Source organism: Schumannella soli (assembly GCF_006517435.1).
GTDB classification, from domain to species: domain Bacteria; phylum Actinomycetota; class Actinomycetes; order Actinomycetales; family Microbacteriaceae; genus Schumannella; species Schumannella soli.
In genome coordinates, this window is record NZ_VHQG01000004.1 from 16,490 (window position 1) to 41,578 (window position 25,089).

Genomic DNA, 25,089 nt, shown 5'->3' on the forward strand with positions numbered 1-25,089 from the left:
CGCTACTCCGCGCCGCACCGGGACGAGAAGCTACTTCTTCTTGTCCTTCGACTCGACGTCGCCCGAGAGCGCGGCGATGAAGGCCTCCTGGGGGACCTCGACGCGACCGACCATCTTCATGCGCTTCTTGCCCTCCTTCTGCTTCTCGAGCAGCTTGCGCTTGCGGGTGATGTCGCCGCCGTAGCACTTGGCGAGAACGTCCTTGCGCATCGCGCGAATGGACTCGCGGGCGATGATGCGGGCGCCGATCGCGGCCTGGATGGGCACCTCGAACTGCTGGCGCGGGATAAGCTCGCGCAGGCGCTGGGCCATCATCGTGCCGTAGGCGTAGGCCTTGTCCTTGTGCACGATGGCGCTGAACGCATCCACCGCCTCGCCCTGCAGGAGGATGTCGACCTTGACCAGGTCGCCCGGAGCCTCACCGGCGGGCTCGTAGTCGAGCGAGGCATAGCCCTGCGTCTTCGACTTGAGCTGGTCGAAGAAGTCGAACACGATCTCGCCGAGCGGCAGCGTGTACTTCAGCTCGACCCGGTCCTCGCCGAGGTAGTCCATCGACTTCATGGTGCCGCGGCGGCTCTGGCAGAGCTCCATGATCGCGCCGACGTAGTCCTTCGGGGCGAGGATCGAGGCCGACACGATCGGCTCGAGCACCTCGTGGATCTTCGCGCCCGTCGGGTACTCGCTCGGGTTCGTGACGGTGACGGTCTTGCGGTCTTCGGTCGTCACCTCGTAGGGCACGCTCGGCGCCGTGGTGATGAGGTCGAGGTCGAACTCGCGGCGCAGACGCTCCGTGATGATCTCGAGGTGCAGCAGCCCGAGGAAGCCGCAGCGGAAGCCGAAGCCGAGCGCGACCGAGGTCTCGGGCTCGTACTGCAGCGCCGCATCCGACAGCTTCAGCTTGTCGAGGGCCTCGCGCAGCACCGGGTAGTCGGAGCCGTCGATCGGGTAGATGCCCGAGAAGACCATCGGCAGCGGATCGGTGTAGCCCGGCAGCGCGTCGCTCGCCGGCTTCGCCGAGTTGGTGACGGTGTCGCCGACCTTCGACTGGCGCACATCCTTCACGCCGGTGATGAGGTAGCCGACCTCGCCGACCCCGAGCCCCTTGGTGGGCTTCGGCTCGGGCGAGCTGACGCCGATCTCGAGGATCTCGTGGGTCGCCTTGGTCGACATCATCTGGATGCGCTCGCGCGGGTCGAGCTTGCCGTCGACCATGCGCACGTAGGTGACGACGCCGCGGTAGCTGTCGTAGACGGAGTCGAAGATCATGGCGCGCGCCGGGGCGTCGGCGACGCCGACCGGGGCGGGCACGCGCTGCACGACGCGGTCGAGCAGGTCTTCGACGCCCATGCCGGTCTTGCCCGAGACGCGCAGCACGTCGTCGGGGTCGCCGCCGATCAGCTGGGCGATCTCGCGCGCGTACTTCTCCGGGTCGGCCGCGGGCAGGTCGATCTTGTTGAGCACCGGGATGATCTCGAGGTCGTTCTCGAGGGCCAGGTAGAGGTTCGCGAGGGTCTGCGCCTCGATGCCCTGCGCCGCATCCACCAGCAGGATCGCGCCCTCGCACGCGGCGAGCGAGCGCGAGACCTCGTAGCTGAAGTCGACGTGGCCCGGGGTGTCGATCATGTTGAGGGCGAAGGTCTCGCCGTCGACCTGCCAGGGCATGCGCACGGCCTGGCTCTTGATCGTGATGCCGCGCTCGCGCTCGATGTCCATGCGGTCGAGGTACTGGGCCCGCATGTCGCGGTCGGCGACGATGCCGGTGATGCCGAGCATGCGGTCGGCGAGGGTCGACTTGCCGTGATCGATGTGCGCGATGATGCAGAAGTTGCGGATGCGCGCCGGATCGGTCGAGGCGGGCTCGAGTGGGGTGAGGGCGCGCGGGGACATATCGCCGTCGATTCTCGCATCCCGCGGGCGCGAGCGCGGACACGGGCGCGGATGCCGACGCGGCGCCGCCGGTCGGCGCGGCCGGGCGGGACTGAGGCGCTCGTCTCCGACGAAGTCCTCTGCCGCTCAGTGCTCGCCCTGAGCAGGTGCCGCAGGCCCGCCGGAGTCGACCCCCGTTCGGGTGTCATTTCCTCAAAAAGTGCTGTGCGCTCGCTATTTCGCCCCGTAGCTTGACCGACAGGTGTCCTTGACGAGGACACCTCACAGACTCGACCGAACGGAACCCACGTGAAGATCACCCGACTCCTCGCGGCCTCGACCGGGATCGCCATCGCCGGCGCGCTCGTCGCGACCGCGCTGCCCGCGAGCGCCAACCCCGGCGACGTGTACGTCACCGCCGACCAGATCGGCGTCGAAGGCGACTCCTACCCGGCGCAGTGGTTCGCCGGCGAGCAGCCGACCGGAACCCCGGCCGCGACCGTGACCAGCGACGCCTACGGCCTGTCGGTCGACGGCCGCTACCAGCTGCTGAACGGCGCCAACCTCGGCACCGGAACCTCGATCGAGGATCTCGTCGGCTCGGCGAAGGTCATCGTCTCGCGCGGCAACGCGGCCTTCCAGATCCCGATCTTCGCGCACCCCGACTCGACGACGCAGAAGGGCTTCACCACCCTGCGTCCCGCCAGCTTCAACACCCCGACCGTCTCGGCGGTGCCCGGCGTCGACCAGCAGTGGGTCACGAGCGGCGCGATCCGCGACGCCGACGGCAATATCGTCTACGCGGGCGGCTCGACCGACACCCTCGCCAACCTCCTCGCGGCCGTCGGAACCGAGTACCAGATCCTCGCCAGCGGCGTGTTCCTCAACCCGGGCGAGGTCAACTCGATCGCCGCCATCACCTGGAACGGCGAGACCACCCGCTTCACGAAGCAGGCCGCACCGCAGCAGAACGTCACCACGATCACGCAGCAGGACTTCGAGATCACCGACAACGATGACAACGGCGTGTTCGCCCTCTTCACCGGCCTCATCCCGGGCGAGACCGTTCAGGTCACGCTCGACGACGAGCCCCAGGCCGACGAGGTCGCCGAGGAGCTCGAGGGTGAGGGCGTGCTCGGCTACCAGATCGGCTCGGTCGACGGCGTCGTCGCCCCCGGCACCTACACGGTCGTCGCGACCGGCGTGCTCTCGGGCGTCGTGCAGTCGATCCAGTTCACTGTCACCGGCGCGGCCGTGACCGACCCCGGCACGATCGGCGGCGGAGCGGGCACCGCTCCCGCGGCCGCCGTGCAGCCGACGCTCGCCGAGACCGGTGTCGAGGCGAACATGGGACTGCTCACCGCAGCCGTGCTCGTGCTCGCCGGTCTGACGATGGTGCTGGTGCGTCGCCGCGCCGCGATCGCCAACGACTGAGCTGAGCCCTCAGAGATCCTGACTCACCTGGAACGGGTCGGCCGCCTCGCGCGGCCGGCCCGTTCTGCTGTTCCGACGCCGCACCCGCGATCGGAGCGTCGCTTCGCCTCGCTAGGCTGGGCATCCACCACGACGAGAGGACGGGCGCGCGCCGCATGGCTTCGCAGATGCCGCAGAGCGAGACCTCGCGCATCCGCCTCCGCACCCCGCTCATCCGCCTCGTCGACCTCCTCCTCACCCGCGACATCGGGCTGACGCGCACGCTCGCCGGCATCCGCGCGCTCGTCTGCTCGGGCGCCGGGATGCTCGTCGGCTGGCTGCTCGGCATGGCGCTCGGCCTGCCGCCCGTCGTCGGCGTCATGCTCGGCGCGCTGCCGGCGTTCCTCAGCTCCCTGGTCGTCTCCGACTCGAGCGCGCGGCGCGAGGCCGGCCGCACCGCGCTCATGATCGTGCCGTTCGTCGTCGCCCTGTTCCTCAGCCTCGAGCTGCACCGCTACCGCGTGGTCGAGCTGATCCTGGTCGTCGTGCTGCTCGCGGTGCAGCTGCTCGCGCAGGGTCGCGGCGGCTGGGTCGGCGACGCGGGCGTCGGCGCCTTCGCCGCGTTCATCAGCGGACTGCTGCTTCCGCTGCCCTCGACCGACTTCCTCGAGCTCGCCGCGCTCTTCGCGGCCTCGCTGGCGACGACGATCGTGCTGAGGCTGATCTTCTTCCGCCCGGATGCGCCCCGCTCGCTGCAGCGCACCCGGCGCGCGGTCGGCATCCTCATCGACCAGGTCGTCGCCGGCACGATCGACCTGCTGCTCGCGGCCGAGGGCAACCGCGACCGTCGCGCCGCGGTGCTGCGACGGCGCATCGACCGGCTGCAGATCGCCTCGCTGCTCGCCGACGGGCTGATCTCCGAGGGCGGCCCGGGTGTGCGCGGCGCGCTCGCCCACGCCCTGCACCGCGCGCTGTTCGACGTCGAGCTCGCCGCGGAGACGATCGCGGATGCGGCCGGTCGCCTGCCCGACGACCGGGTGCTGCGCGGACGCGTCGCGGCGGCGCTCGAGGGCGCGGGCAGCGGCCCGGCGGCCGCGGTCGCCGCCGACCGGATCGCCGCGCTGCGTGAGAGCGGCGTCGCGCTCGCCGCCGACGACGGCGCCCGGCGCGAGCTGCGGCGCCTCGAGCTGGCCCTGCGCAACCTCGCGCGCGCCGTCGACGACTGGGCCACGACGCGGCGCGACCTCGACCCGGAGGGAACCTCCATCCCCTTCGAGTCGGCCGTCAGCGTCATCAACGGCCGCATCTCGGGCCCCGGCGAGCTGACCGACACCGTGATCGCGGATGCGACCTCGCGCGGCTTCTGGCGGCGGCTCCGGCTGACCGCCGCCGGCCGCACCGCCGTGCAGGGGCTCATCGCGGTCGCGATCGCCGAGCCGCTCGGGCTGCTCGTCGGCGGCACGCGCTTCTACTGGGCCGTGATCGGCGTCGCGGTCGTGCTCGCCGGGACGACCACGACGCGCGAACGGCTCCGCAAGACGTGGAGCCGCATCTGGGGCACGGCCGTCGGCGGGCTGATCGGCATCCCGCTCGCCGCGCTGACCGCCTCCGCGCACCCCGCCTGGACCGTCGCGATCGTGCTGCTCTGCCTCGGGCTCGGTGTGTTCTTCATCTCGAGCGCCTACCCGGGCTGGGTCATCTCGCTCGTCGTTCTGCTCTGCCAGCTCTACGCGGCGACGCAGCAGCTCACCCCCGAGACGATCCCGCTGCGGCTCGCCGAGAACGGTCTCGGCGCGCTCATCGCCGTGGGCGTCAGCGCCGTCGTGCTGCCGCTCGGCACGACCTCGCTCGTGCGCCGTGCGGTGCGCGAGCTCTTCGCCGAGGTGGGTGAGTTCGCGACGGCGCTGCGCTCGGGCGACGCCGACCTGCGCGCGGCAGCCCGCGCCGTCGACCAGAAGCTGTTCCGCGTCGAGGCGGTGCTCGGGCCGGTGCCGCGCTTCGCCTCGGGCCGCGGCGACCGCCGCGACGGTCGTCTGCGGCTGCTGGTGGATGCGGTGGCCATCACGGTCGCGCGCCTCGCCGCCCAGACCACCCCGGCCGATCCCCCGACCGGCGCCGATCGCCGACGGACTGGCGAGGCGCTCGATGAGCTGACCTCCCGTCTGGCCGACCTCACCGCGGCGCTCGATGCGCGGCGCGGCGCGGGACGCCGTTCTCCCGCGGTCGCCCCCGACGAGCCCGAGACCGTGACCGGGCTGCTCCACCTCGTCGTGCGCGAGAACCCGCTCGAGGCCGACAGCCCGTCGACCCGCACGCGCCTCGAGCTGCTCGCCCGCCTCGACGCGGGGGTCGCCGCCGTCGGCCGCGAGCTCGGCGTCACGTCAGCGAGCGCTCGGCACTGATCGCCCCGAAGCTGTGCTCGCACGGGACCCGCGGCCTCCTTCGCGCCACCTGATCTCGGTTTCGCCGCGCGATATCGTGCGGCGGAACCAGGATCGCCGCGCGATCCGACCCCGAACCGGGGTCAGGGGGCGGGCTTGCGCAGGATCTGCCGCAAGGCGGGGCCGAGGTGCGGGTACTCGAAGGCGAACCCGGCCTCGAGCAGCCGCTCGGGCAGCACCCAGCGGCTCTTGAGCACCAGCTCGGTCTCGGTGCGGATCACGCGCGAACCCAGCTCGAGCATCCACCCGTAGAGGGGCATGCCGAAGGGCACGCCCAGAACGCGCCGCAGCACCGCCATGAACTCGCGGTTCGTCGACGGGAACGGCGAGCTCACGTTGACCGGCCCGTCGAGGTGGCTGTGCTCGAGGAAGCGGATCGCGCGATAGGCGTCGTCGAGGTGCACCCAGCTGAAGCGCTGGTTGCCGCCGGGGGTCCGGCCGCCGATGTTCGGTCCGCCGAGACCGAGGCGCGCGAGTCGCACGAGCGGCTGCAGCGCCGAACCGTCGCCGAGGGTGATCGCCGTGCGCAGTGCGATCTGGCGCACGCCGGGACGGGCGGCGGCGAAGAAGGTCTGCTCCCAGCTGGTCGCGACGTCCACCGAGAATCCGGTGCCGATCTCGCCCTCCGCCTCGGTCATCGGCCGGTCGTCGGCGTGACGGTAGATCGTCGCGGTCGAGGCGTTCATCCACACCGGCGGAGGGGTGGATGCGCGGCCCACCGCGACGCCGATCTCCTCCGTGGTCGCGAGTCGCGAGCGGAAGATCTCGGCCTTGTTCTGCTCGTTGTAGCGGCAGTTGACGCTCTTGCCGGCGAGGTTGAGCACGAGGGCGCTGCCGTCGACGGCGCGCACGATGTTCTCGGTGTCGCCCCAGGTCACGTCGGCGCCCGTGCGACCGATGGTCACGACCCGGTCGCCCTCCGCCCGCAGCAGCTCGGCGAATCGCCGGCCCATGAAGCCGCTCGCGCCGGCGATCACCACCGTGCGCCCGCTCGGCGGGGCGGTGGATGCGCTGGGCAGCGGAGCCGGGTGCGATCCGCCCGGCAGCACCTCGGTGGGCTGGGCCGAGGCCGCGGCACCGGGCGACGGTGTCACCGGCGGCAGCGGCGCCGTGAACTGCGGCTCGGCGAGCCGGGGAACCTGCGTCGTCTCGATCGTCGCCTCGGCGGATGGCGACTCGATCGGCTGCGGGTCGACCGACTGCTCCTCGCTCGGCGGCATCGCTCCGTTCGGTGACGCCTCGATCGGCTGCTCGTCGTACTCCGGACGCTCGGCGTCGCTCACGTGGTCTCCTCTCGCGGGCTTCCGCCCGGCGCCGGCAGGCGCTCGATCCCGGTCAGCAGGTCGGCCTCGGTCGCGGCCAGGCACAGCCGGATCCAGCCCTCGCCGCTGCGGCCGAAGGCGCTGCCCGGGGCGACGGCGACCCGGTCGCGCAGCAGGAAGCGCTCCGCCCAGCCGGCGACGTCGCCGTCGCTGGCGTAGCTGACATCCACCCACAGGTAGAAGGCCCCGCCCGGCGCGAGATAGCGGATGCCGCGGGCGTCGAGCGCGCCCGTCGCCGCGTCGAGGTTGCGACGGTAGTGCGCGGCCGCGTCGGCGACGTGCTGCTGGTCACCCGCGATGGCGGCGATCGCGGCGCGCTGCGCGGGCGGGGCGACGCAGCTGATCGTCGCCTCCTGCAGCGTGCGCAGCGTGGCCGACAGCCCCGGCGGCGTCACGAGGTAGCCGACGCGGATGCCCGTCATGGCGTAGGTCTTCGAGAAGCTGAAGGCGCTGAGCACGCGGTGCTCGTCGCCGGTCTCGGCGGCGAGCGCGGCGATGCTGACGTGCGGTCCGCTCCAGGTGAAGGCCTCGTAGACCTCGTCGCTGAGGATCCAGAGGTCGTGACGGCGGGCGAGCGCCAGCAGCTCGCGCAGCGTCTGCTCGGGGAAGACCCGGCCGAGCGGATTCGACGGCGAGTTGACGATGAGCACGCGCGTCTGCGGCGTGATGCCCGCCTCGATCTCCTCGATCGACGGCAGGAAGCCGCGCTCGGGCGTGAGCGAGTACGGCACCGGGACGGCGCCGAGCATCCGCGCGCCCATCGTGAAGGTCGTGTACCCCGGATCGGGCACGAGCACCTCGTCGCCGGGCGCGAGCGTCAGCTGCAGCGCCAGGTAGAGCGCCTGCGTGGCGCCGATCGTGACCCAGACCTGCTCGGTGTCGACCCGCATCGCGTTGCGTTCCGCCAGCTTGCCGACGATCGCGCGGCGCAGGTCGAGCAGGCCGCCGTTGGGGTTGTAGTCGGTCTCGTCGCGTTCCCAGGCGGCGATCGCGGCGTCGCGGATGTGCGGCGCGATCGGCACGTCGGGCTCACCGACGCCGAGCGAGACCACGTCATCCAGCTCGGCCGCGGTCTCGTAGATGCGGCGGATGCCCGAGCCCGGAACCGCGGGGATGTGGGGCGCGAGCGAGGGCACCTCACCACGCTAGCCCAGCGGTGCCGGATGCGAGCGGCGGGCGCCGGCGCGGACGGCCGCCAGGCGAGCGGCCGGCCCCGACGACGCGACCCGAACGCGGGTGGAACCCGGCGCATCGGCCTGGTAACGTAGACCCTTGGTTTTGCGTGTGGTTCCCACCACGCGACTCGCCGGTGCGCGTCCCTCTACCGCGGCGCCGGCAGCCGCCCCGGCGGCGAGGCGTTCTCGAACGCCGTGACCGAACACACGATCCCGTCAAGGAAAGAACACACGCATGGCGAACATCAAGTCGCAGATCAAGCGCATCGGCACCAACAAGAAGGCGCAGGAGCGCAACAAGGCCGTCAAGAGCCAGCTCAAGACCGCCGTCCGCAGCACCCGCGAGGCCATCGCGGCCGGTGACAAGGAGAAGGCCACCGCCGCTCTGCTCGTCGCGACCAAGCGCCTCGACAAGGCCGTGTCCAAGGGCGTCATCCACAAGAACCAGGCCGCGAACCGCAAGTCGGCCATCGCGTCGCAGGTCGCCGCGCTCTGAGCAGGCACCGCCTGATCTGATCTAGATCTGCACGAAGGCCCCGTCCAGTCGGACGGGGCCTTCGTCGTTCTCAGGGCTCATCGCGCGGATGCGGAAGCGGCGACCGCCGAGCGTCAGACCCGCGACATCTCAGACCCGCGACTCCCCGCGCGCCGCGACGACCGCGATCATCCGCTCGAGCGAGTAGACAGGGTCGCGCCCGCCGCCCTTGACCTGCGCGTCGGTCTCGGCGAGCATCCGGATCGCGCGGCCGAGGCCCTCGTCGCTCCAGGCGGAGACGTCGCGCCGGGCGCGGTCGACCTGCCAGGGCGCCATGCCGAGCTTGCCGGCGAGCTCCCCCGACGAGCCGCGCACGCCGGAGACGCGCGCCATCGACCGCAGCTTCATCGCGAAGGCGGCGACCATCGGCACCGGATCGGCGCCCGAGGCGAGCGCGTGGCGCAGCAGGCGCAGCGCCTCGCCGTGCCGTCCATCGATCGCCGCATCCGCGACGGCGAAGGCCGTGGTCTCGACGCGCCCGCCGTAGTACTTGGCGACGGTCTTCTCGTCGATGTCGTCGCTCGTGTCGGAGATGAGCTGCTGGCAGGCGGCGGCGAGCTCGCCGAGGTCGTCGGTGAAGGCGCCGACGAGCGCGCGGATGGCCCCCGAGGAGATCTTGCGCTTCGCGGTGCGGAACTCGGCCGTGACGAAGTCGACGCGATCGGAGTCGCGCTTGAGCGCGGCGCACACGACCTCGATGCCGCCGGCCGATCCCCCGCGGATCGTGTCGAGCAGCTTCTTGCCGCGGGTGCCGCTCGCGTGCCGCAGCACGAGGTAGGTCTCGTCGGCGGGCGCGGCGAGGTAGGCCAGCGCCTCGTCGAGGAAGGCGTCGCTGCACTTCTCGACGTTGGCGACGCGGATGAGGCGCGGCTCGCCGAACAGCGAGGGGCTCGCGAGCGTCAGCAGCTCCCCCGGCGCATAGGTGCCGGCGTCGATGTCGCTGACCTCGAGGCTCGGATCCTCGGCGCGCAGCACGTCGCGCAGCAGGCGCAGCGCGCGGTCGGCGAGCACGTTCTCGGGACCCGAGATGAGCACGACGGGGGCGGGACGCACCGCATCCCAGCTCAGCTGCGGGATGGCGGTCTTCGCGCTGCGCGCGGCGGGCCTGGCCGGCATCCGCACCTCCGTTCGGTCGTCCCGAGTCTAGGTGCGACGACCGACGCTCATCCGCGCGCGAGGGCCGCGATCACGCCGCCGACGAAGGTGTCGCCGAGCCCGATCGTGGTGGGGTTCTCGACCTCGAGGTGGAAGGCGGGCACGGCGACCCGCTCCTCCCCCGGCCGCGCCGGCGGGAGGGCGGAGAAGGCCTGCGCGAAGTCGACGCCCCGGGCGTGCCGCGCGAGCCGCTGCGTCGCCGCGTAGCGCTCGGGCGTGATGCCGTCGCCGAGGCGGAACCGGGTCGCCGCCATCGTGACGCCGCCGTCGAGAGCGTCCGCGAAGCGGGACGCCTCCGGGCCGACCGCGGCGGCCCAGTACTTCGTGTGCACGAGCACGACCGGAGCGACGACGGCCGCGCGCACGTCGTCGAGCGCCTGCGCGACCTCCGCCGCATCGAGCAGATCGACCGCGCGGCCGAGGTAGTCCTGCAGCTCGTCCTCGTTCATGCCGTGCACGGCGGCGAGCCCCGCGAGCCTCGAGCGCACGCGGGAGCTCATCGCCGGCACGTGGAAGCCCGCGTCTTCGTAGAGCACGAGCGCGCCGGCCGGCAGCCGGTCGAGCGCGCCGACGAGCTCGTCGAGCCGCGCATCCAGCTCGACCTCGTCCTGCATGGAGTTGAAACCCGAGACGAGGAAGAGGGAGGCGTGGCGCAGCGCGTCTCCGAGGTCGCGGCTCAGCCGCAGGTCGCGATTCGGCGGGTCGTTCGAGTAGATGAGACGGTTCGGATGCGGCGCCACGATCTCGACGCCGCCATCGCCGTCGCCGACGCGCACGCGGGCCCCGGCCGGGAACTGCACGATCAGGTGCGGGTCGACGCTGTCGTGCTCGGCGCTGCAGATCCAGTCGATCTCGGGCGGCAGCAGGCGCCTCACGTTGTCGTCGATGCTCACCAGGTGCTGGGTCGACGGGATGCCGAGCCCTGCCATCGCGAGGCCGGCGCGCACCCCGGTGCCGCCGAGCGTGACGACGGTCTCGAAGTGCGCGGCGAAGTCGAGCACCGCGGCCGAGGTCTCGGCGAAGCGCTCCCCGCCCGCACCGCTGCCGAGGAAGGCGAGCACCGACACGAGCAGGTCGCGCTCGGTGCGGATCGGCCCGCGCGCATCCCGCTCGGCCGCGACCTCGGCCGACGTCACCGCGTGCTCGCGGGCGAGCCGCTCGAGCACGGCGGCATCCCAGACGATCTCGTAGTCGACGGTGCCGCCGAGGCCGAGCACGAGCGGGTGGGTCATGGGGATCCTCGGGGGCAGCAGGGCGGGGCGGTTTCGAAAGCCGTGAAGGTTCAGGCGGGACCGGTGCTTCGAGAGCACCGACCCCGCCCGAGTGGATGCGGTGGGCGTCGCCGCGGTGGCGACGGCGACGCCCACCGGATCAGTGCGCGATCAGTACAGCGCAGCCTTGCCGGCCGCGTCGAACAGGTCGATCTTGTGCGCAGCAGTGGCCTTCATGGCCTCGATCGCCGGCGGCTGGATCGTGTTCGGCTCACGCAGCTTCTCGTCGGTGCCGAGGATGCCGCGGATCGCGTTGTGGTACGAGACCTTGATGTCGCTCGAGATATTGATCTTGTTCACACCGAGCTTGACCGACTTGCCGATCTCGTCATCCGGGTTCGCCGATCCGCCGTGCAGCACGAGCGGGATGCCGACGGCCGCCTTGAGCTCCTTCAGCAGGTCGAGCTTGAGCTCGGGGCTCTTCTCGGCCGGGTAGAGGCCGTGCGAGGTGCCGATGGCGACAGCGAGGCTGTCGACGCCGGTCTCCTGCACGAAGCGCACCGCATCCGCCGGATCGGTGTAGATGATCTCGGCCGCGCCGGCCTCGCCGTAGCTGTCGTTCGCGCCGATGGTGCCGAGCTCGCCCTCGACCGAGACGCCGACCGCGTGCGCGGCCTCGACGACCTTCTTCGTGATCGCGACGTTCTCGTCGAAGGGCAGCATCGACGCGTCGATCATGACCGACGTGAAGCCGGCCTGGATCGCGGTGAGCATCTGGTCGTAGGTGCCGCCGTGGTCCCAGTGGATGACGACGGGCACGCTCGAGCGGTGCGCGCGCTGGCGGATCGCGGCGATGAGGTCGGTCGTGACGTGGGCGACCTCGTCGGGGTGGATCGCGATGATGACGGGAGCGTTCTTCTCCTCGCTCACGTCCATGATCCCGGTGAACATGGCCCAGTCGCTGATGTTGAAGGCGGGGACGGCGAAGTCGTTGTCGTTGGCGACCGCGAGCAGTTCCTTGCCGGTGATGAGAGGCACGATTCTCCTTGAATTCCTTGGGTTCCTGGGTGCAGGTGGGTGGACCGTGCGCACGAGGACCGCGCGCACGGAGGTCGGGCGCCGGTCAGCTCTTGACGGATCCGGCGGTGAGTCCGCCGATGAAGAAGCGCTGGAAGAAGAGGAACAGCAGGAGCACGGGGATCGACCCCAGGATGCTCATCGCCATCATCTCGTTCCACTCGTAGGAGTGCTGGCCCATGAGGAGCTGGATGCCGATCGGCACCGTGCGCATGTCGTTGGTGCGCGTGAGGGTGAGCGCGAAGAGGTACTCGTTCCACGCGATCATGAAGGTGTAGATGCCGACCGAGACGATGCCCGGGATCGAGATCGGCACCAGGATGCGCCAGAGGGCGCCGAAGCTAGACGACCCGTCGACCTTCGCGGCCTCGTCGAGCTCCTTCGGCAGGGTGTTGAAGTAGCCCGTCATCATGATGATCGCGTAGGGCAGCGTGAACACCATGTAGGTGAGGATCAGGCCCGCGTAGGTGTTGTAGAGGCCGAGCGTGACCATGAGGCCGAAGTACGGGATCAGCAGCGTGATCGGCGGGACCGCCTGCACGCTGACGATGACCACGTTGAGCGGCTTCTTGAACGGGAACTCGTAGCGGCTGAAGGCGTAGGCCGCGAGGATCGCCACGATCAGCGTCGCGAACGTGACTGCGAGCGAGACCGCATAGCTGTTGATGAAGAAGCGGATCTTCTCGGGGTCGGTGAGGATCGTCACGTAGGCGTCGAAGCTGAAGCCCTTCGTGATGAACGACGGCGGCGAGGCGAAGATCTCCGGGTTCGACTTGAACGAGCTCGACAGCATCCACAGCACGGGGAAGCCGGCGAAGACGGCGCCGAGGCAGAGGGCGATGATGACGCCGACCTTCTCGATGCGGCGGCGGACGGGCGAGCCGGCCTGCTCGGTCGCGGCGAAGCTGTCGGCCTTGCGGCGACTCGGCTTCGCGGCGGCGGATGCGGCGGTGGCGCGGGGTGCGGTGGTGGTCATGTCTCAGTCCCTCGCTCGCTGGTGGCGCACGTAGAAGACGGCCAGGATCATCGAGAGCAGCAGCACGATCACGGCGCTCGTCGAGGCCATCGAGAACTCGTAGCGGCTGAACGCGAGCTTGTAGGTGAAGGTGCTCAGCATCTCGGTGACGTTGATCGGGCCGCCGCCCGTCGTCATCCAGATCAGGGCGAACTGCTGCGAGGTCCAGATCAGGTCAAGCAGGCACATGCTGATGATGATCGGGCGCAGCTGCGGGATCGTGACGTTCCAGAACTGCTGCCAGCGGCTGGCCCCGTCGACCGTCGCGGCCTCGTAGAGATCGCGCGGGATGCCCTGCAGCCCGGCGAGCAGGCTGATCATGAAGAACGGATAGCCGGCCCAGATGTTGATGAAGGTGACCGCGGCGAGCGCGAGCGACGGATCGGCGAGGAACTCGACGCCGTTGTCGCTGAGGCCCAGCGTGACGAGCACGTAGTTGATGACGCCGTTCGGGTTGAGCAGCAGGCGCCAGAGCACCGCGACGATCGCGACCGTGAACAGCCAGGGCAGGAAGTAGATGGTGCGGAAGACCGCCTTCGAGGCGTTCGACAGCAGCGGGGTGTTGAGCAGCATCGCGAAGACGAGGCCGAGCACGAGGTGGGCGCCGACGCTCGTGAGCGTGAAGATCAGCGTGTTGCCGAGCGCGGTGTGGAAGCGCTCGTCGGTCAGCACGTCCACGTAGTTGTCGAGGCCGACGAACTTCGGGTTGTGGTTCGTGATGACGTTGTTCATGAACGAGTAGCCGATGACCATCCCGATGGGGACGAGCATGAGCACGATCATGAGGATCGCCGTGGGCGAGATGAAGGCATAGGGCTCGAGGCGACGGAGGCCGTTCGAGCTGCGGCCGCGGCGGCGCGGCGAGCCCGGGCCGAGGCCGGAACCGGCGCGACGGGCGCGGCTGCCGCCGACCTCGGCGGGCGTCGAGCGCTCGGACGCCGCGGCGGCGACGGGAGGTGCGGAGGTCATGGGTGGTGCGACCTTTCGGACGAGGGTGGGGTCGCGCCGTGGCGGGGTGCCGCAGTGGCAGGTGCCGCCGCGGCGCGACCGGGTGAGAGGAGGGGCGAGCTGCTAGAACTCGGCCGACCAGCTCTTCTGCGCGGCCTCGAGGCCGGCCTTGACGCTCTGGTCACCCGACAGCGTCTTCTGGAACTGCTCGTCGAACTGACGCATCAGGTCCTCCGACACAGGGAGTCCGACGAACTCGTTCGCGGGCTTGCCGGCCTTGTAGATGTCGAAGGCCTCCTTGAACAGCGGGTCGGCATCCGAGAAGTCGGGCTCCGACTCCGTGTTGCCGGGGAAGGCCTTGGCCATGGTCGAGAGCTGCGAGTTGATCTTCTTGCTCATGAGGAACTCGACGAGCTTGAAGGCCTCGGTCTTGTGCTTCGAGCTCTCGCTCACGCCGATGCCCCACGAGGCGTAGGGGATGCCCCGCTCGCCCTCGTAGCCGTCGACCGCGGGCAGTGCCGAGATGCTGAACTTGAGGTCGGGGTTGTTCTGGCGGATCAGGTTGATGTGCGCGAGCGAGTCGATCATCAGGCCGACGCGGCCGTTCGTGAACTCCTCGACCTTGTCCTGCTCCTTCTGCGTGAAGGAGCCCGGGGCGATCGAGCCGTCATCCCACATGCCCTTGATGTACTCGACGGCGCTGGTGACGTCCTTGTTCGTGAGGTCGGGCTTACCCTTCTTGAGCATGCTGCCGCCCGAGGCCCAGACCCACGACATGACGTCGTTCTGGATGCCGTTGGGCGCCTCGCTCGACAGCGGCAGCACCCAGCCGGAGGTGTCGCCGCCGAGAGCGGAGACCTTCTTCGCGGCCTCGGCGAACTCGGTGCGGTTCGTCGGCGGGGCGGTGACGCCGGCCTTGGCGAGCAGGTCGTCGTTGCTGAACATCGGGTAGACGAAGTTGACGACGGGGATCATGTAGGTCGAGCCGTCGAGCTGCACCTGGCTGGCGAGCTTGCTGTCGTCGTACTTGTTGTCCTTGAACAGCTGGGTGAGGTCGGCGAGCGAGCCCTGCTTGGCGAAGTCGCTGACCCAGGCGCCGTCGAGGCCGACCACGTCGGACATCGTGCCGGCGGCGGATCCGGCGAAGAGCTGCTCCTTGGTGCTGGCGTAGGGGCCGGAGAGCAGCTTGACCGTGATGTTCGGGTTCTCCTTCTCGAACTCGTCGATCAGGGCCTGGAACTCGCCCTTGGGGAGCTCGGGCTCCCACCACTGGGCCAGTTCGATCGTGACCTTGCCGTTGCTGTCGGCGGGGGCGCCCGACGAGCACCCGGCGATCATCGAGACGGCGGCGACGGCGGCGATGCCGGTAGCCACGACTCGACGGAAGCGAGCGACGTTGCTCATGATTCTCCGTTCGGAAATCAGACTGCGATGTGGGGTTGTGCGGGAACTTCTCGGTGGTGCAGGTGAAGCAGGTGAAGTGGATGAACACTTGCGTTTTGGTGCTGGTGTCTGCGCTTTTCTGCGCGTTTGGGAACAGTAGCTCGCGAGAGTCGGCGCGTCAATGGCACGAATTCGCGAGCAAAGTCGCATCCGAATGCAGATATCCGTGGCAAAACCGCAGATGTCTGCTAGACAAGCCCCGTGACATCCACCACTCCCGATGCCGCGGGTGACGACCAGCCGCGGCTGCCCGCCGGTCGCAAAGCGCAGCTCGCGGCCTACGTCGCCGAGGTCGAGCAGGTCACCGTCGCCGCGCTCTCGGCCAAGTTCAACGTCTCGGCCGACACGATCCGGCGCGACCTCGATCAGCTGGATGCGGACGGCCTGGTCGTGCGCACGCACGGCGGCGCCGTCAGCCCCACCGCGATGCGCGCGGTCGAGCAGAAGCTCGACATCCGTCTGCAGCTGCAGACCTCGGCGAAGGAGAAGATCGGCGCGCTCGCCGCGACGCTGATCGAGAACGGCTCGGTCGTCATGATCAACGCCGGCACGACGACGCTCGCCCTCGCCCGTCATCTCGGCGATCACCGCGAGCTGACGATCGCGACGAACAATCTGCGCATCCCGGCGGAGATCAGCGACCGCGCCTGCCGCGACCTGTACCTGTTCGGCGGCGCCGTGCGCCTGCGCGGACAAGCCACCGTCGGCCCGGTGTCGTTCCAGCTCGGCGCCGGCAACACCGAGCTCGACCTGCGCTGCGATGTCGCCGTCGTCTCCGTCGGCGCCGTCTCGGCCGACGGCGGCTTCTCGACCAGCAACCTCGCCGAGGCGGCGATGATGGGCGAGATGATCTCGCGGGCGACGCGCGTCGTGATCCTCGCCGACTCGACCAAGTTCGACCGCACGCTGTTCGCGCAGGTGGCCGAACTGGGGCGCGCCGACTTCCTCGTGACCGACGCCGCTCCCCCCGTCGAGCTCGCCGCAGCCCTCGAGAAGGCGGGCGTGCGCGTCATCCTGCCGGGCGACGAGGTCGGGTCGCTTCCGCGCATCCACTGATCGACTCGAGCCGGCTCTCTCCGTCTCTGTCCGGCTCTGGCCTGCTCTGCACTGCTCCTCACGGTCCGCTCGGCGGTCATCCGATCCGCGCGGACCCTCCCCCGACGATGAAAGCGACGACGATGACGCTCCTGCCCCGGCCCGCCGGCCCGATCCGACTGCCCGCGAACCAGCCTCGGGCGCGCTTCTACCGCGGCGGCGAGCGCATCGCCCGGTTCCGGGGTGCGGCGGACGCCGAGCCGTACACGCCGGAGGACTGGGTCGGTTCCGTCACGGCGGTGCGCGGCGCCGCGCCCATCGGTCAGACGTACCTCGATGACGCGACGCTGCTCGCCGACGCGATCGCCGCCGATCCGGAGGGCTGGCTCGGCGCCGAGCACGTGCAGCGCTGGGGCGCCGACCCGAAGCTGCTGGTGAAGCTGCTCGACGCGGGACAGCGCCTGCCGGTGCACGCGCATCCCTCGGGCGACTTCGCCGCAGCCCACCTCGGCGTGGCGCACGGCAAGGCCGAGGCCTGGTACATCCTGTCTCCTGGCGTCGTCTATCTCGGACTGCGGGAGACGGTCGACCCGACTCACCTGCGCGAGCTGGTCGACGGTCAGCGCACCCCGGAGCTGCTGGCGCTGCTCAACCCGATCCCGGTGCGGCCTCACGACACCGTCTACGTGCCGCCGGGAACCCTGCACGCGATCGGCGAGGGGGTCCTGCTCGCCGAGGTGCAGGAGCCCGAGGACCTGTCGATCCTGCTCGAGTGGCGCGGCTTCGAGCTCGACGGCGTCGCCGACGGGCACCTCGATCTGGGGTTCGACCTGGCGCTGAGCGCCGTGCGCACGGTCGGCGAGACGGCCGACGACCTCGCACGCCTCGTGCGGAGCGACCACGATGCGACCTCGAGTCTCGCGGACGAGGCCGCCGAGTACTTCCGACTCGAGCGGCTCGGCGACGGTGCCCGGCTCGAGCCGGGATTCCGCGTGCTGATCGCGCTCGAGGGCGAGACGGCGCTGACGACCGCGACGGGAGAGCTCGCCCTGCCCGCCGGGTCGACGACGCTCGTGCCGTTCGCGGCCGGCGCCGGGCGGCTGGCGGGATCGGGGCTCGTGCTCGCGGCGCGACCGCCGATGCCGTGAGCGGCCGCGGCGTCACTCGCGCTCGCCGGTTGATCGACGCCGGGCTGCTCGCGCACGACCGTGCCGCGGTCGCGGTGACCGAGCGGCTCGGGCTGCCCGGACCGGCCGACCCGGCGCGAGTGATCGCCGTGAAGCTGTTCGACGGACTCGATGTCGAGGTGCTGCCGGGCCGAGGCTTCGACGTCGGCGACGTGCGGCTCGCCGGGGTCCCTCTCTCGTGGATCTCCCCGGTCGCCGACGCGCGTCCGCTGCCGTCGCCCGGCGGCGGCGCCTGGCTCGAGCGCTTCACGGGCGGGCTGATCGCGACGTGCGGTCTGCGCAATATCGGACCGGCACGCGACGGCCAGGGACTGCACGGCGACCTCGGTCAGCGCCCGGCTCGTGTTCTCGGCATCGAGCGCGGCGTGGAAGCGGCTGCCGAGGGCGGACGGGTCTGGGCCCGCCTGCGCGCCGAGATCGATGACGCCGCTGTGTTCGGCGCATCGCTGCGAGTGCATCGCACGCTCACCGTGAGCAGCTCGGTCGCGGCGGACGGGCGCCCCGAGCACCGTGTCGACCTGATCGACGAGGTCGAGAACCTCGGCGCGGGCGTCACTCCGGTGAGCCTGCTCTACCACGTCAATCTCGGCGCTCCGGCGGTGCTGCCGGGTACTCGGGTCGAGGTGAGCGCCGCACGGACCGCGGCGCGCGACCCGCATCCCGAGGTGCCGGATTGGTCGACCCTGCCGACTCCGGTCGACGTGCTCACCGAGGCGGTGTTCGAGCACCACGACGTCGAGGTCGACGACGAGGGCTTCGCGCACGCGCGGGTGCTCGCGGCGTCGGCGCCGGTCTCCGGCGATGTTCGTGGCGGCGCCGATCGTGCCGGCGACGTTCGTGCCGGCGCCGATCCGCACGGCGGCCCGGCGCACGAGATCGACGTGGCCTGGAGTGCGGCGACGCTCCCCCGGTTGTTCCAATGGGCGCTGCCGACGCGGGATCGCTGGGCGCTCGGAATCGAGCCGGCGAACGCCCCGCTGTTCGGCTCGGATCGCGACGCGCCCCATGCGGGCGCTCCGCTCCTCGCCGCCGACGAGCGACGACGTCACGAGCTGCGCATCACGATCCGCTGAACGGAGCGGCGGCTAGGGCGCCGGCCTCCACCGCTTCGCCTCGGCGGCCATGGCTGCGCGCGCGGCCCGCAGCCTCGCGCCGATCGTATCGGCCGGTCGTCAGCCATCGGGCGGAGCGCGCTGGGTCCAGACGCGCAGGTGGTCGCCCGATCCGGCGAGCAGCACGAGGCCGTCCTGGTCGCTGCGCAGCGCCGCCGTCCCGACGTCGGCGAGGATGCCGAGCAGCTTCGCCGTCGGGTGCCCGTAGTCGTTCTCGCCGACGCCGATCAATCCGGCTCGAGCGCGGATGCGACGGTACAGCTCCGGATCCTGGTCGGCCGAGCCGTGGTGGGCGACCTTGACGACGTCGTAGCGGCCCGGGTGGGCGAGCCCGCGCATCCTCGCCTGCGCCGTCTGGCCGAGGTCGCCCAGCAGGAGGACGCTCAGCCCGTCGCGACCGTCGACGGGCCGCACGGAGAGCGTGACGCTCGCGGAGTTGCCCGGCTCGACTCCCCGTGGCGGCGGCCAGAGCACCTCCCACGCCAGCTCTCCGAGACGGCCGTGCTCACCGCGGGAGACCTGGTCGACCCGCGCACCCGCGGCGGCGAGCCGCGCATCCAGCCGGTCGGCGTCTGCGCCGTCGGACGGACCCACCATGACCCGCTCGGCGCGACCGACAATCGCATCGCTGCCGCCGACGTGGTCGAGGTCGTAGTGGGTGAGCACGACGAGCGACAGCCGGTCGACGCCGAGATCAGCGAGGCAGTCCGCGAGCAGCTCGGGATCGGGGCCGGTGTCGACGAGAGCGACCTCGCCGCCGCTGCGCAGCAGCGTCCCGTCACCCTGCCCGACGTCGCAGAGCGCGACGCTCCAGTCGGCGGGACGTCCGAGCTGCTGAGCGAGCGCGGCCCCGCCGATGCCCGAGGCCGTCGCGACGCCCGCGATGACGAGGATGCCCGCCGCGATGCGGCGCACGCCCCGGCCCCGCTGCGCGAACGCCGCGGTCAGCGCCACCACGATGACCACCACCACGAGCACCGCTCCGAGCGCCCCGTCGAGCCAGGGGACGCTGGCCGCGGGGAGATCAGCGGCGAAGCGGGCCACCGCCGCGATCCACGCCGACGGCACCCAGGCGAGAGTGCAGAGCAGATCGCCGAGAGCCGGGAACACCGGCAGCACGAGACAGGCGGCGAGTCCGAGCACGGTCGCGATCGGCGCGGCCGGCTCGGTCAGCAGGTTGGCGGGGACGCCGTAGAGCGGCAGCACGGGCTGCAGCAGGATCAGCACGGGCTGGCAGAACAGCTGCGCCGCGAGCGGCACTGCGATCGCGAGGGCGAGGAAGCGGGGCATCCAGCGTTCGAGACGCCGGGCGAGCGGCGGTGCGAGCACGAGCAGCCCGGCCGTCGCGAGAACCGAGAGCACGAAGCCGTAACTGCGCGCGAGACCGGGGTCGGCGATGACGAGCACGAGCACCGCCGCGCCGAGCACGGGGAGACCGCGCACGGGACGGCCGAGGGCCAGCGTCAGCAGCACGATGCCCGCCATCACCGCCGCGCGCACGACGCTCGGCTCGGGGGTGACGAGAGCGACGAAGCCCAGCAGCGCGATCCCGGAGCCGAGCACGCGCACGAGCCGGGAGGCGCCGAGCAGCGCGAGCAGCCCGAACACCAGCGCGACCACGACAGCGCAGTTGGCGCCGGAGACGGCGGTCAGGTGCGTGAGCGAGGCGACCTTCATCGCGTCGTCGAGTCCCGCATCCAGCTCGGCCGTGTCGCCGATCGCGAGGCCCGGCAGCAGCTGCCCGCCATCACCCGGCAGCCGCGCTGCGGCCTCGCGGAAGCGCGACCGCAGCGCGTCGAGCAGACCGTCGCCTCCGCGGGGCTCCCCCACGACGACCGGGTCGCCGCGGGCGAACAGCAGGACGGCGCTGTCGTCGCCCGGGTCGGTCGCCGCCGCGCGGGCCGTCGCCTCCAGCGTCGTGCCGAGCGGCACCGGGTCGAGACCCTGCGCGAACAGCACGCCGTCGGTGTCGAGCGTGGTCGTCGCGCCGCGCTGCTCGAGGGCGACCACGCGCACGCTCGCCCGGCCGTCCCGCACGGCGGTCGTGGTCACGAGGCGCCAGCGCGCGGTCGACTCCGCGGCGGCGATGCGCTGCAGCGCGGCAGGTCGGCGGTGCTGATCGGCGAGAGCGGATGTCGTCGCGGCGAGCGCGCCGGCGCCGAGCGCGACCGCGATCACGACCACGGCGCCCGAGGAGGCGAGCGCGCCCACGCCCCGCCGCAGGAAGCCCGCCGCCGATGCGACGCCCCGCCCGCCCGCGATCAAGCGCCCGACCGCGCTGGTCGTCGCATCGGTCGACACCGAGGGGCGCAGAGCGCCCGGTCTGACGGGATCGGGACCTCGATCTCGCGCCCGACATCGACGCCGGCGTCCGACTGACGCCGTGCCGGCGAGCAGCAGGGCCGCAGCGGATCCGAGCAGCAGCGCGACCACGAACGCTCCCGCCGCGCCCAGCCCGGTCGCGACGATCGCCGCGCCCCACGCCGCAGCAGCGATGATCGGAAGGCGCAGGTCGGCGGCGCCGGTGCGGCCCGGGTCGATGAGCATCGAGCCGGACGACGACCCGGGACGAGGATCGTCACGCAGGGCGGCCTGCTCCGGCTCGCTCGGCCCCGCCGCAGACCCACCACGGCCCGTCCCGCCGTGCGCCGCGCCGTCGCGATCGCCGATCACACCGTCACCAGCGGCTGCAGCTGCTCGAAGGTCTTCTCGCCGATGCCGCTCACGTCGCGCAGATCCTCGATCGAGGCGAAGCGCCCGTTCTGCTGACGCCACGCGAGGATGCGCTGGGCGAGCGCCGGTCCGACGCGCGGCAGGGTCTCGAGCGCCGTCTGATCAGCGGTGTTGATGTTGATCTTCGTGCCGCCGGCGCCCCCGGCAGCCGATCCCGAACCGGCGCTCGCGCCGACGCTCGATCCGCTCGCCCCGCCGACCGCGCCCGTGCCGCCGACGCCGGCCGCAGCCGCCTCGCCGACGGCCGGCACGTGGAGCTGCTCGCCGTCGTCGAGGGCGCGCGCGAGATTGATCGCCGCCGCGTCGGCCTGGGCTGTCAGTCCGCCGGCAGCACCGACGGCATCCACGACCCGGGATCCCGGCGCGAGCCGGAACAGGCCCGGATGCGCGACCTGCCCGGTCACGTGCACGTAGATGCGCGAGGAGCCGCCCGCGTCGGAGCCCGCCGCCGCGTCGCCGCCGTCGCCTGCTCCCCCGGTCCCGGACGCATCCGAACCCGATCCCGATTCATCTGTCGTTCCCGCCGACGGCGACGCCGACCCCGAGGCCGGCGCGAGCACCGTCGTCGCCCCGCCCGGCGTGAGCGCCGCGGCTGCCGCGGCGACGCCGCCCGCGAGCAGGAGCAGCACGAGCCCGGCCCCGATCCCAAGCCGCACGCGGGCGCTGCGCGGGCGCGGGGTCAGGGCCGAGCTCATGCCCCGACGCTAGGCACCGCCCGCACACGGCAGACGGCCGCCGTCCGATCTGTGGATCGGACGGCGGCCGTCGATGCTGGGGAGGAGTGGCGCGAGCGCTGCCGGCTCAGCCCTTCGTCGCGATGTTGACCACGCGCGGGGCGCGCACGATCACGTTGACGATCTCGCGCTCGCCGAGCGCCCGCTGCACGCCGGCGGAGGCGCGGGCGAGCTTCTCGAGCTCGTCCGACGCGATCGTCGGGGCGACGTCGATGCGGTCGCGCACCTTGCCGTCGACCTGGATGATCGCGGTCACCGACTCCTCGATCAGCAGATCGGGGTCGGCCTTGCGGAAGCCCGCGAACGCGACGGTGTCCTCATAGCCGAGACGGTGCCACATGTCCTCGGCCGTGTACGGCGCGAACAGGCTGAGCGTCACCGCGACCGCCTCGGTCGCCTCGCGCACGGCCGGGTCGCCGGCGCCGGGGCCGGAGTCGATCGTCTTGCGGATCTGGTTCACCAGCTCCATCAGACGCGCGACCACGACGTTGAACTTGAACGCCTCGACCAGGCCGGGCACGTCGTTCAGCAGACGGTGCGTGGCCCGGCGCAGCGCCGCATCCCCGCCCTTCCACTCGACGTCGGGCGCGGTCGTGACCTCGCCGGCGAGACGCCAGGCGCGAGCCAGGAACTTCGCCGAGCCGGTCGGCGACACGTCGGCCCAGTCGATGTCGTCCTCCGGCGGTCCGGCGAACGCCATGGTCAGGCGGATCGCGTCGCTGCCGTACTGGTCGAGCTGCTCCGAGAGGCGCACGATGTTGCCGCGGCTCTTCGACATCGCCGAGCCCTCCATGATCACCATCCCCTGGTTCAGCAGCGCGCTGAACGGCTCGGTGAAGCTCACGTAGCCCAGGTCGAACAGCACCTTCGTGATGAAGCGCGCGTAGAGCAGGTGCAGGATCGCGTGGGTCACGCCGCCGACGTACTGGTCGACCGGCGCCCACTTCTCGGCCTCGGCCGGGTCGAAGGCCTGCGTGTCGTCGTTCGGCGACAGGAAGCGCAGCGGGTACCACGACGAGTCGACGAAGGTGTCCATCGTGTCGGGGTCGCGGCGCGCGGGCGATCCGTCGCGCGGGTCGGGCACGTTGACCCAGTCCTCGGCGGCGCCGAGCGGCGAGGTGCCCTTCGGCTGCAGGTCGAGGCCCTCGGTCGACGGCAGTCGAACCGGCAGTTCCTCGAACGGCACCGGGATCAGCTCGCCGTCCTCGCCGTGGATGATCGGGATGGGCGTGCCCCAGTAGCGCTGACGCGAGATAAGCCAGTCGCGCAGACGGTAGGTCTTCGCGGCGCGGCCGGTGCCGGCGCTCTCGAGCAGCTGGATCATGCGGCCGATCGCGTTCGACTTGCTCAGGCCGTCGAGCGGCCCCGAGTTCATCAGACGGCCCTCGCCGGCCAGAGCGACGCCGGTCGAGGCGGGGTCGAGCGCGGGGATGTCGCCCGACTCCAGCATCTCCTCGGTGATGACCGGGATCGCGCCGGTCACCGGGGCGTTCGTGTCGACGACGACACGCACCGGCAGGCCGAACTTGATCGCGAAGTCGAGGTCGCGCTGGTCGTGCGCGGGCACGGCCATGACGGCGCCGTGGCCGTAGTCGGCCAGCACGTAGTCGGCGGCCCAGATCGGGATGCGCTCGCCGTTGACCGGGTTGATGGCGTGACGGCCGAGCGGCACGCCGGTCTTCTCGCGCGTCGCGTCCTGCCGGTCGATCTCGCTCGTGCGCTGGGTCTGCTCCAGGTAGTCCTGGAAGCGCATCCGCGTCTCGGCATCCGCGCCGGCGGCCAGCTCGGCGGCCAGGTCGCTGTCGGGGGCGATGACCATGAAGGTCGCGCCGAACAGGGTGTCGGGGCGGGTCGTGAAGACGGTGACCTTCGCGTCGCGGCCCTCGACCGTGAAGTCGACCTCGGCGCCGGTGGAGCGGCCGATCCAGTTGCGCTGCATCGCCAGCACCTTCGACGGCCACGAGCCCTCGAGCTGGTTCAGGTCATCGAGCAGGCGGTCGGCGTAGTCGGTGATCTTCAGGTACCACTGCGTCAGCTGCTTCTTGACGACCACGTTGTCGCAGCGCTCGCAGCGGCCGTCGACGACCTGCTCGTTCGCCAGCACGGTCTGGTCGAAGGGGCACCAGTTGACCCAGCTCGCCTTGCGGTAGGCCAGGCCCTTCTCGAACATCTTCAGGAACAGCCACTGGTTCCACTTGTAGTACTCGGGATCGCTCGTGTGCAGCACGCGATCCCAGTCGAAGCTCGCGCCGAGACGCTTCATCGACTGCTTCTGCTGCTCGATGTTGGCGTAGGTCCACTCGCGCGGGTCGATGCCGCGCTTGATCGCGGCGCCCTCGGCGGGCAGGCCGAAGCTGTCCCAGCCGATCGGGTGCAGCACGCGGAAACCCTGCTGACGCCAGTACCGGGCGATCACGTCGCCGAAGGTGTACGCCTCGGCGTGACCCATGTGCAGGTCGCCCGAGGGGTAGGGGAACATGTCGAGCACGTACTTGCGCGGACGCTTGTCGTCGGGGTCGTCCGTGCGGAACGGCCGGTTCTCCTCCCACACCGGAAGCCAGGTGGCCTCGATGCGGGCGAAGTCGTAGTCGTTCTCGTCGGGCTCGGTCGCGCGGTCGTGCTGGGTCACGGAACTCTCATTCGGTGGTGGAGACGGGATGCGAGCATCGCCCGGTCGGAGCGAGGGC

Annotated in this window: 18 protein-coding genes; 6 read left to right on the forward strand and 12 right to left on the reverse strand. The window is 71.3% G+C overall.

Features of this window, described 5'->3' with window-relative positions; genetic code table 11:
- Positions 1-30 precede the first annotated feature (30 nt).
- Positions 31-1,887 carry a translation elongation factor 4 gene (lepA, locus tag FJ657_RS12770; RefSeq protein ID WP_141164113.1) on the reverse strand — a complete coding sequence of 619 codons (1,857 nt, stop codon included), beginning with the start codon at positions 1,885-1,887 and terminating at the stop codon, positions 31-33.
- A 288-nt stretch (positions 1,888-2,175) separates the two neighbouring features.
- Between lepA and FJ657_RS12775 the strand changes: the two genes are divergently transcribed.
- Positions 2,176-3,300: an LPXTG cell wall anchor domain-containing protein gene (locus FJ657_RS12775; protein WP_141164114.1), complete on the forward strand. Its 1,125-nt coding sequence runs from the start codon at positions 2,176-2,178 to the stop codon at positions 3,298-3,300.
- Between the two features lie 155 nt (positions 3,301-3,455).
- Positions 3,456-5,681 carry an FUSC family protein gene (locus FJ657_RS12780; RefSeq protein WP_141164115.1) on the forward strand — a complete coding sequence of 742 codons (2,226 nt, stop codon included), beginning with the start codon at positions 3,456-3,458 and terminating at the stop codon, positions 5,679-5,681.
- Positions 5,682-5,803: 122 nt separating this feature from the next.
- On the opposite strand, the gene FJ657_RS12785 is transcribed toward FJ657_RS12780, so the two are convergent.
- On the reverse strand, positions 5,804-7,003 hold the full coding sequence (locus FJ657_RS12785) for a TIGR01777 family oxidoreductase (RefSeq protein ID WP_369407410.1): 1,200 nt from the start codon (positions 7,001-7,003) through the stop codon (positions 5,804-5,806).
- Positions 7,000-8,178 carry a pyridoxal phosphate-dependent aminotransferase gene (locus FJ657_RS12790; protein ID WP_141164116.1) on the reverse strand — a complete coding sequence of 393 codons (1,179 nt, stop codon included), beginning with the start codon at positions 8,176-8,178 and terminating at the stop codon, positions 7,000-7,002. Before FJ657_RS12790 ends, FJ657_RS12785 begins: the two co-directional genes overlap by 4 nt.
- Before the next feature lie 274 nt (positions 8,179-8,452).
- Here FJ657_RS12790 and rpsT point away from each other — a divergent pair, with 274 nt between their 5' ends.
- Positions 8,453-8,713: a 30S ribosomal protein S20 gene (rpsT, locus tag FJ657_RS12795; RefSeq protein ID WP_141146089.1), complete on the forward strand. Its 261-nt coding sequence runs from the start codon at positions 8,453-8,455 to the stop codon at positions 8,711-8,713.
- A 129-nt stretch (positions 8,714-8,842) separates the two neighbouring features.
- On the opposite strand, the gene holA is transcribed toward rpsT, so the two are convergent.
- The 6 genes from holA to FJ657_RS12825 all read right to left on the reverse strand — a co-directional run bounded on the left by holA (position 8,843) and on the right by FJ657_RS12825 (position 15,562).
- Positions 8,843-9,868 (reverse strand): DNA polymerase III subunit delta, encoded by a 1,026-nt coding sequence (gene holA / locus FJ657_RS12800; protein ID WP_141164117.1) that lies wholly within the window; start codon positions 9,866-9,868, stop codon positions 8,843-8,845.
- A gap of 47 nt (positions 9,869-9,915) precedes the next feature.
- The gene (locus tag FJ657_RS12805; protein WP_141164118.1) at positions 9,916-11,139 is read right to left on the reverse strand and encodes an ADP-dependent glucokinase/phosphofructokinase; all 1,224 of its coding nucleotides are present in this window, start codon (positions 11,137-11,139) and stop codon (positions 9,916-9,918) included.
- 150 nt (positions 11,140-11,289) lie between these two features.
- The gene (locus FJ657_RS12810) at positions 11,290-12,156 is read right to left on the reverse strand and encodes a ketose-bisphosphate aldolase (RefSeq protein ID WP_141164119.1); all 867 of its coding nucleotides are present in this window, start codon (positions 12,154-12,156) and stop codon (positions 11,290-11,292) included.
- An 85-nt stretch (positions 12,157-12,241) separates the two neighbouring features.
- Positions 12,242-13,171, reverse strand: a complete 930-nt coding sequence (locus FJ657_RS12815; RefSeq protein WP_141164120.1) for a carbohydrate ABC transporter permease — start codon at positions 13,169-13,171, stop codon at positions 12,242-12,244.
- Positions 13,172-13,174: 3 nt separating this feature from the next.
- A complete protein-coding gene (locus FJ657_RS12820) occupies positions 13,175-14,179 on the reverse strand; it encodes a carbohydrate ABC transporter permease (RefSeq protein WP_141164121.1) in 1,005 nt (334 codons plus the stop codon).
- 102 nt (positions 14,180-14,281) lie between these two features.
- Positions 14,282-15,562 carry an ABC transporter substrate-binding protein gene (locus FJ657_RS12825; RefSeq protein WP_141164122.1) on the reverse strand — a complete coding sequence of 427 codons (1,281 nt, stop codon included), beginning with the start codon at positions 15,560-15,562 and terminating at the stop codon, positions 14,282-14,284.
- Between the two features lie 240 nt (positions 15,563-15,802).
- Here FJ657_RS12825 and FJ657_RS12830 point away from each other — a divergent pair, with 240 nt between their 5' ends.
- The 3 genes from FJ657_RS12830 (at position 15,803) to FJ657_RS12840 (ending at position 18,896) form a co-directional block, all read left to right on the forward strand.
- Complete coding sequence (locus FJ657_RS12830; protein WP_141164123.1) at positions 15,803-16,657, forward strand: DeoR/GlpR family DNA-binding transcription regulator; 855 nt, start codon at positions 15,803-15,805, stop codon at positions 16,655-16,657.
- A 122-nt stretch (positions 16,658-16,779) separates the two neighbouring features.
- A complete protein-coding gene (locus tag FJ657_RS12835) occupies positions 16,780-17,784 on the forward strand; it encodes a class I mannose-6-phosphate isomerase (RefSeq protein ID WP_141164124.1) in 1,005 nt (334 codons plus the stop codon).
- Between the two features lie 29 nt (positions 17,785-17,813).
- On the forward strand, positions 17,814-18,896 hold the full coding sequence (locus FJ657_RS12840; protein ID WP_181408973.1) for a DUF4432 family protein: 1,083 nt from the start codon (positions 17,814-17,816) through the stop codon (positions 18,894-18,896).
- Between the two features lie 99 nt (positions 18,897-18,995).
- Here the strand turns inward: FJ657_RS12840 and FJ657_RS12845 are convergent, their stop codons facing one another.
- The 3 genes from FJ657_RS12845 to leuS form a co-directional block, all read right to left on the reverse strand.
- Positions 18,996-21,482, reverse strand: coding sequence for a ComEC/Rec2 family competence protein (locus FJ657_RS12845; protein ID WP_141164126.1), 2,487 nt, complete (start codon positions 21,480-21,482; stop codon positions 18,996-18,998).
- A gap of 122 nt (positions 21,483-21,604) precedes the next feature.
- Positions 21,605-22,363 carry a ComEA family DNA-binding protein gene (locus tag FJ657_RS12850; RefSeq protein ID WP_141164127.1) on the reverse strand — a complete coding sequence of 253 codons (759 nt, stop codon included), beginning with the start codon at positions 22,361-22,363 and terminating at the stop codon, positions 21,605-21,607.
- A gap of 106 nt (positions 22,364-22,469) precedes the next feature.
- Entirely contained in the window at positions 22,470-25,031 is a 2,562-nt protein-coding gene (leuS, locus tag FJ657_RS12855; RefSeq protein ID WP_255447329.1) for a leucine--tRNA ligase, read from the reverse strand.
- Positions 25,032-25,089: the final 58 nt, after the last annotated feature.

Bases quoted from the DNA above. Each gene is read 5' to 3' on its own strand.
- FJ657_RS12825 (WP_141164122.1), bottom strand. From the start codon at position 15,562: ATGAGCAACGTCGCTCGCTTCCGTCGAGTCGTGGCTACCGGCATCGCC.
- holA (WP_141164117.1), bottom strand. From the start codon at position 9,868: ATGCCGGCCAGGCCCGCCGCGCGCAGCGCGAAGACCGCCATCCCGCAG.
- rpsT (WP_141146089.1), top strand. From the start codon at position 8,453: ATGGCGAACATCAAGTCGCAGATCAAGCGCATCGGCACCAACAAGAAG.
- lepA (WP_141164113.1), bottom strand. From the start codon at position 1,887: ATGTCCCCGCGCGCCCTCACCCCACTCGAGCCCGCCTCGACCGATCCG.
- FJ657_RS12780 (WP_141164115.1), top strand. From the start codon at position 3,456: ATGGCTTCGCAGATGCCGCAGAGCGAGACCTCGCGCATCCGCCTCCGC.
- FJ657_RS12835 (WP_141164124.1), top strand. From the start codon at position 16,780: ATGACGCTCCTGCCCCGGCCCGCCGGCCCGATCCGACTGCCCGCGAAC.
- FJ657_RS12815 (WP_141164120.1), bottom strand. From the start codon at position 13,171: ATGACCACCACCGCACCCCGCGCCACCGCCGCATCCGCCGCCGCGAAG.
- FJ657_RS12850 (WP_141164127.1), bottom strand. From the start codon at position 22,363: ATGAGCTCGGCCCTGACCCCGCGCCCGCGCAGCGCCCGCGTGCGGCTT.
- FJ657_RS12845 (WP_141164126.1), bottom strand. From the start codon at position 21,482: ATGCTCATCGACCCGGGCCGCACCGGCGCCGCCGACCTGCGCCTTCCG.
- FJ657_RS12820 (WP_141164121.1), bottom strand. From the start codon at position 14,179: ATGACCTCCGCACCTCCCGTCGCCGCCGCGGCGTCCGAGCGCTCGACG.
- FJ657_RS12805 (WP_141164118.1), bottom strand. From the start codon at position 11,139: ATGACCCACCCGCTCGTGCTCGGCCTCGGCGGCACCGTCGACTACGAG.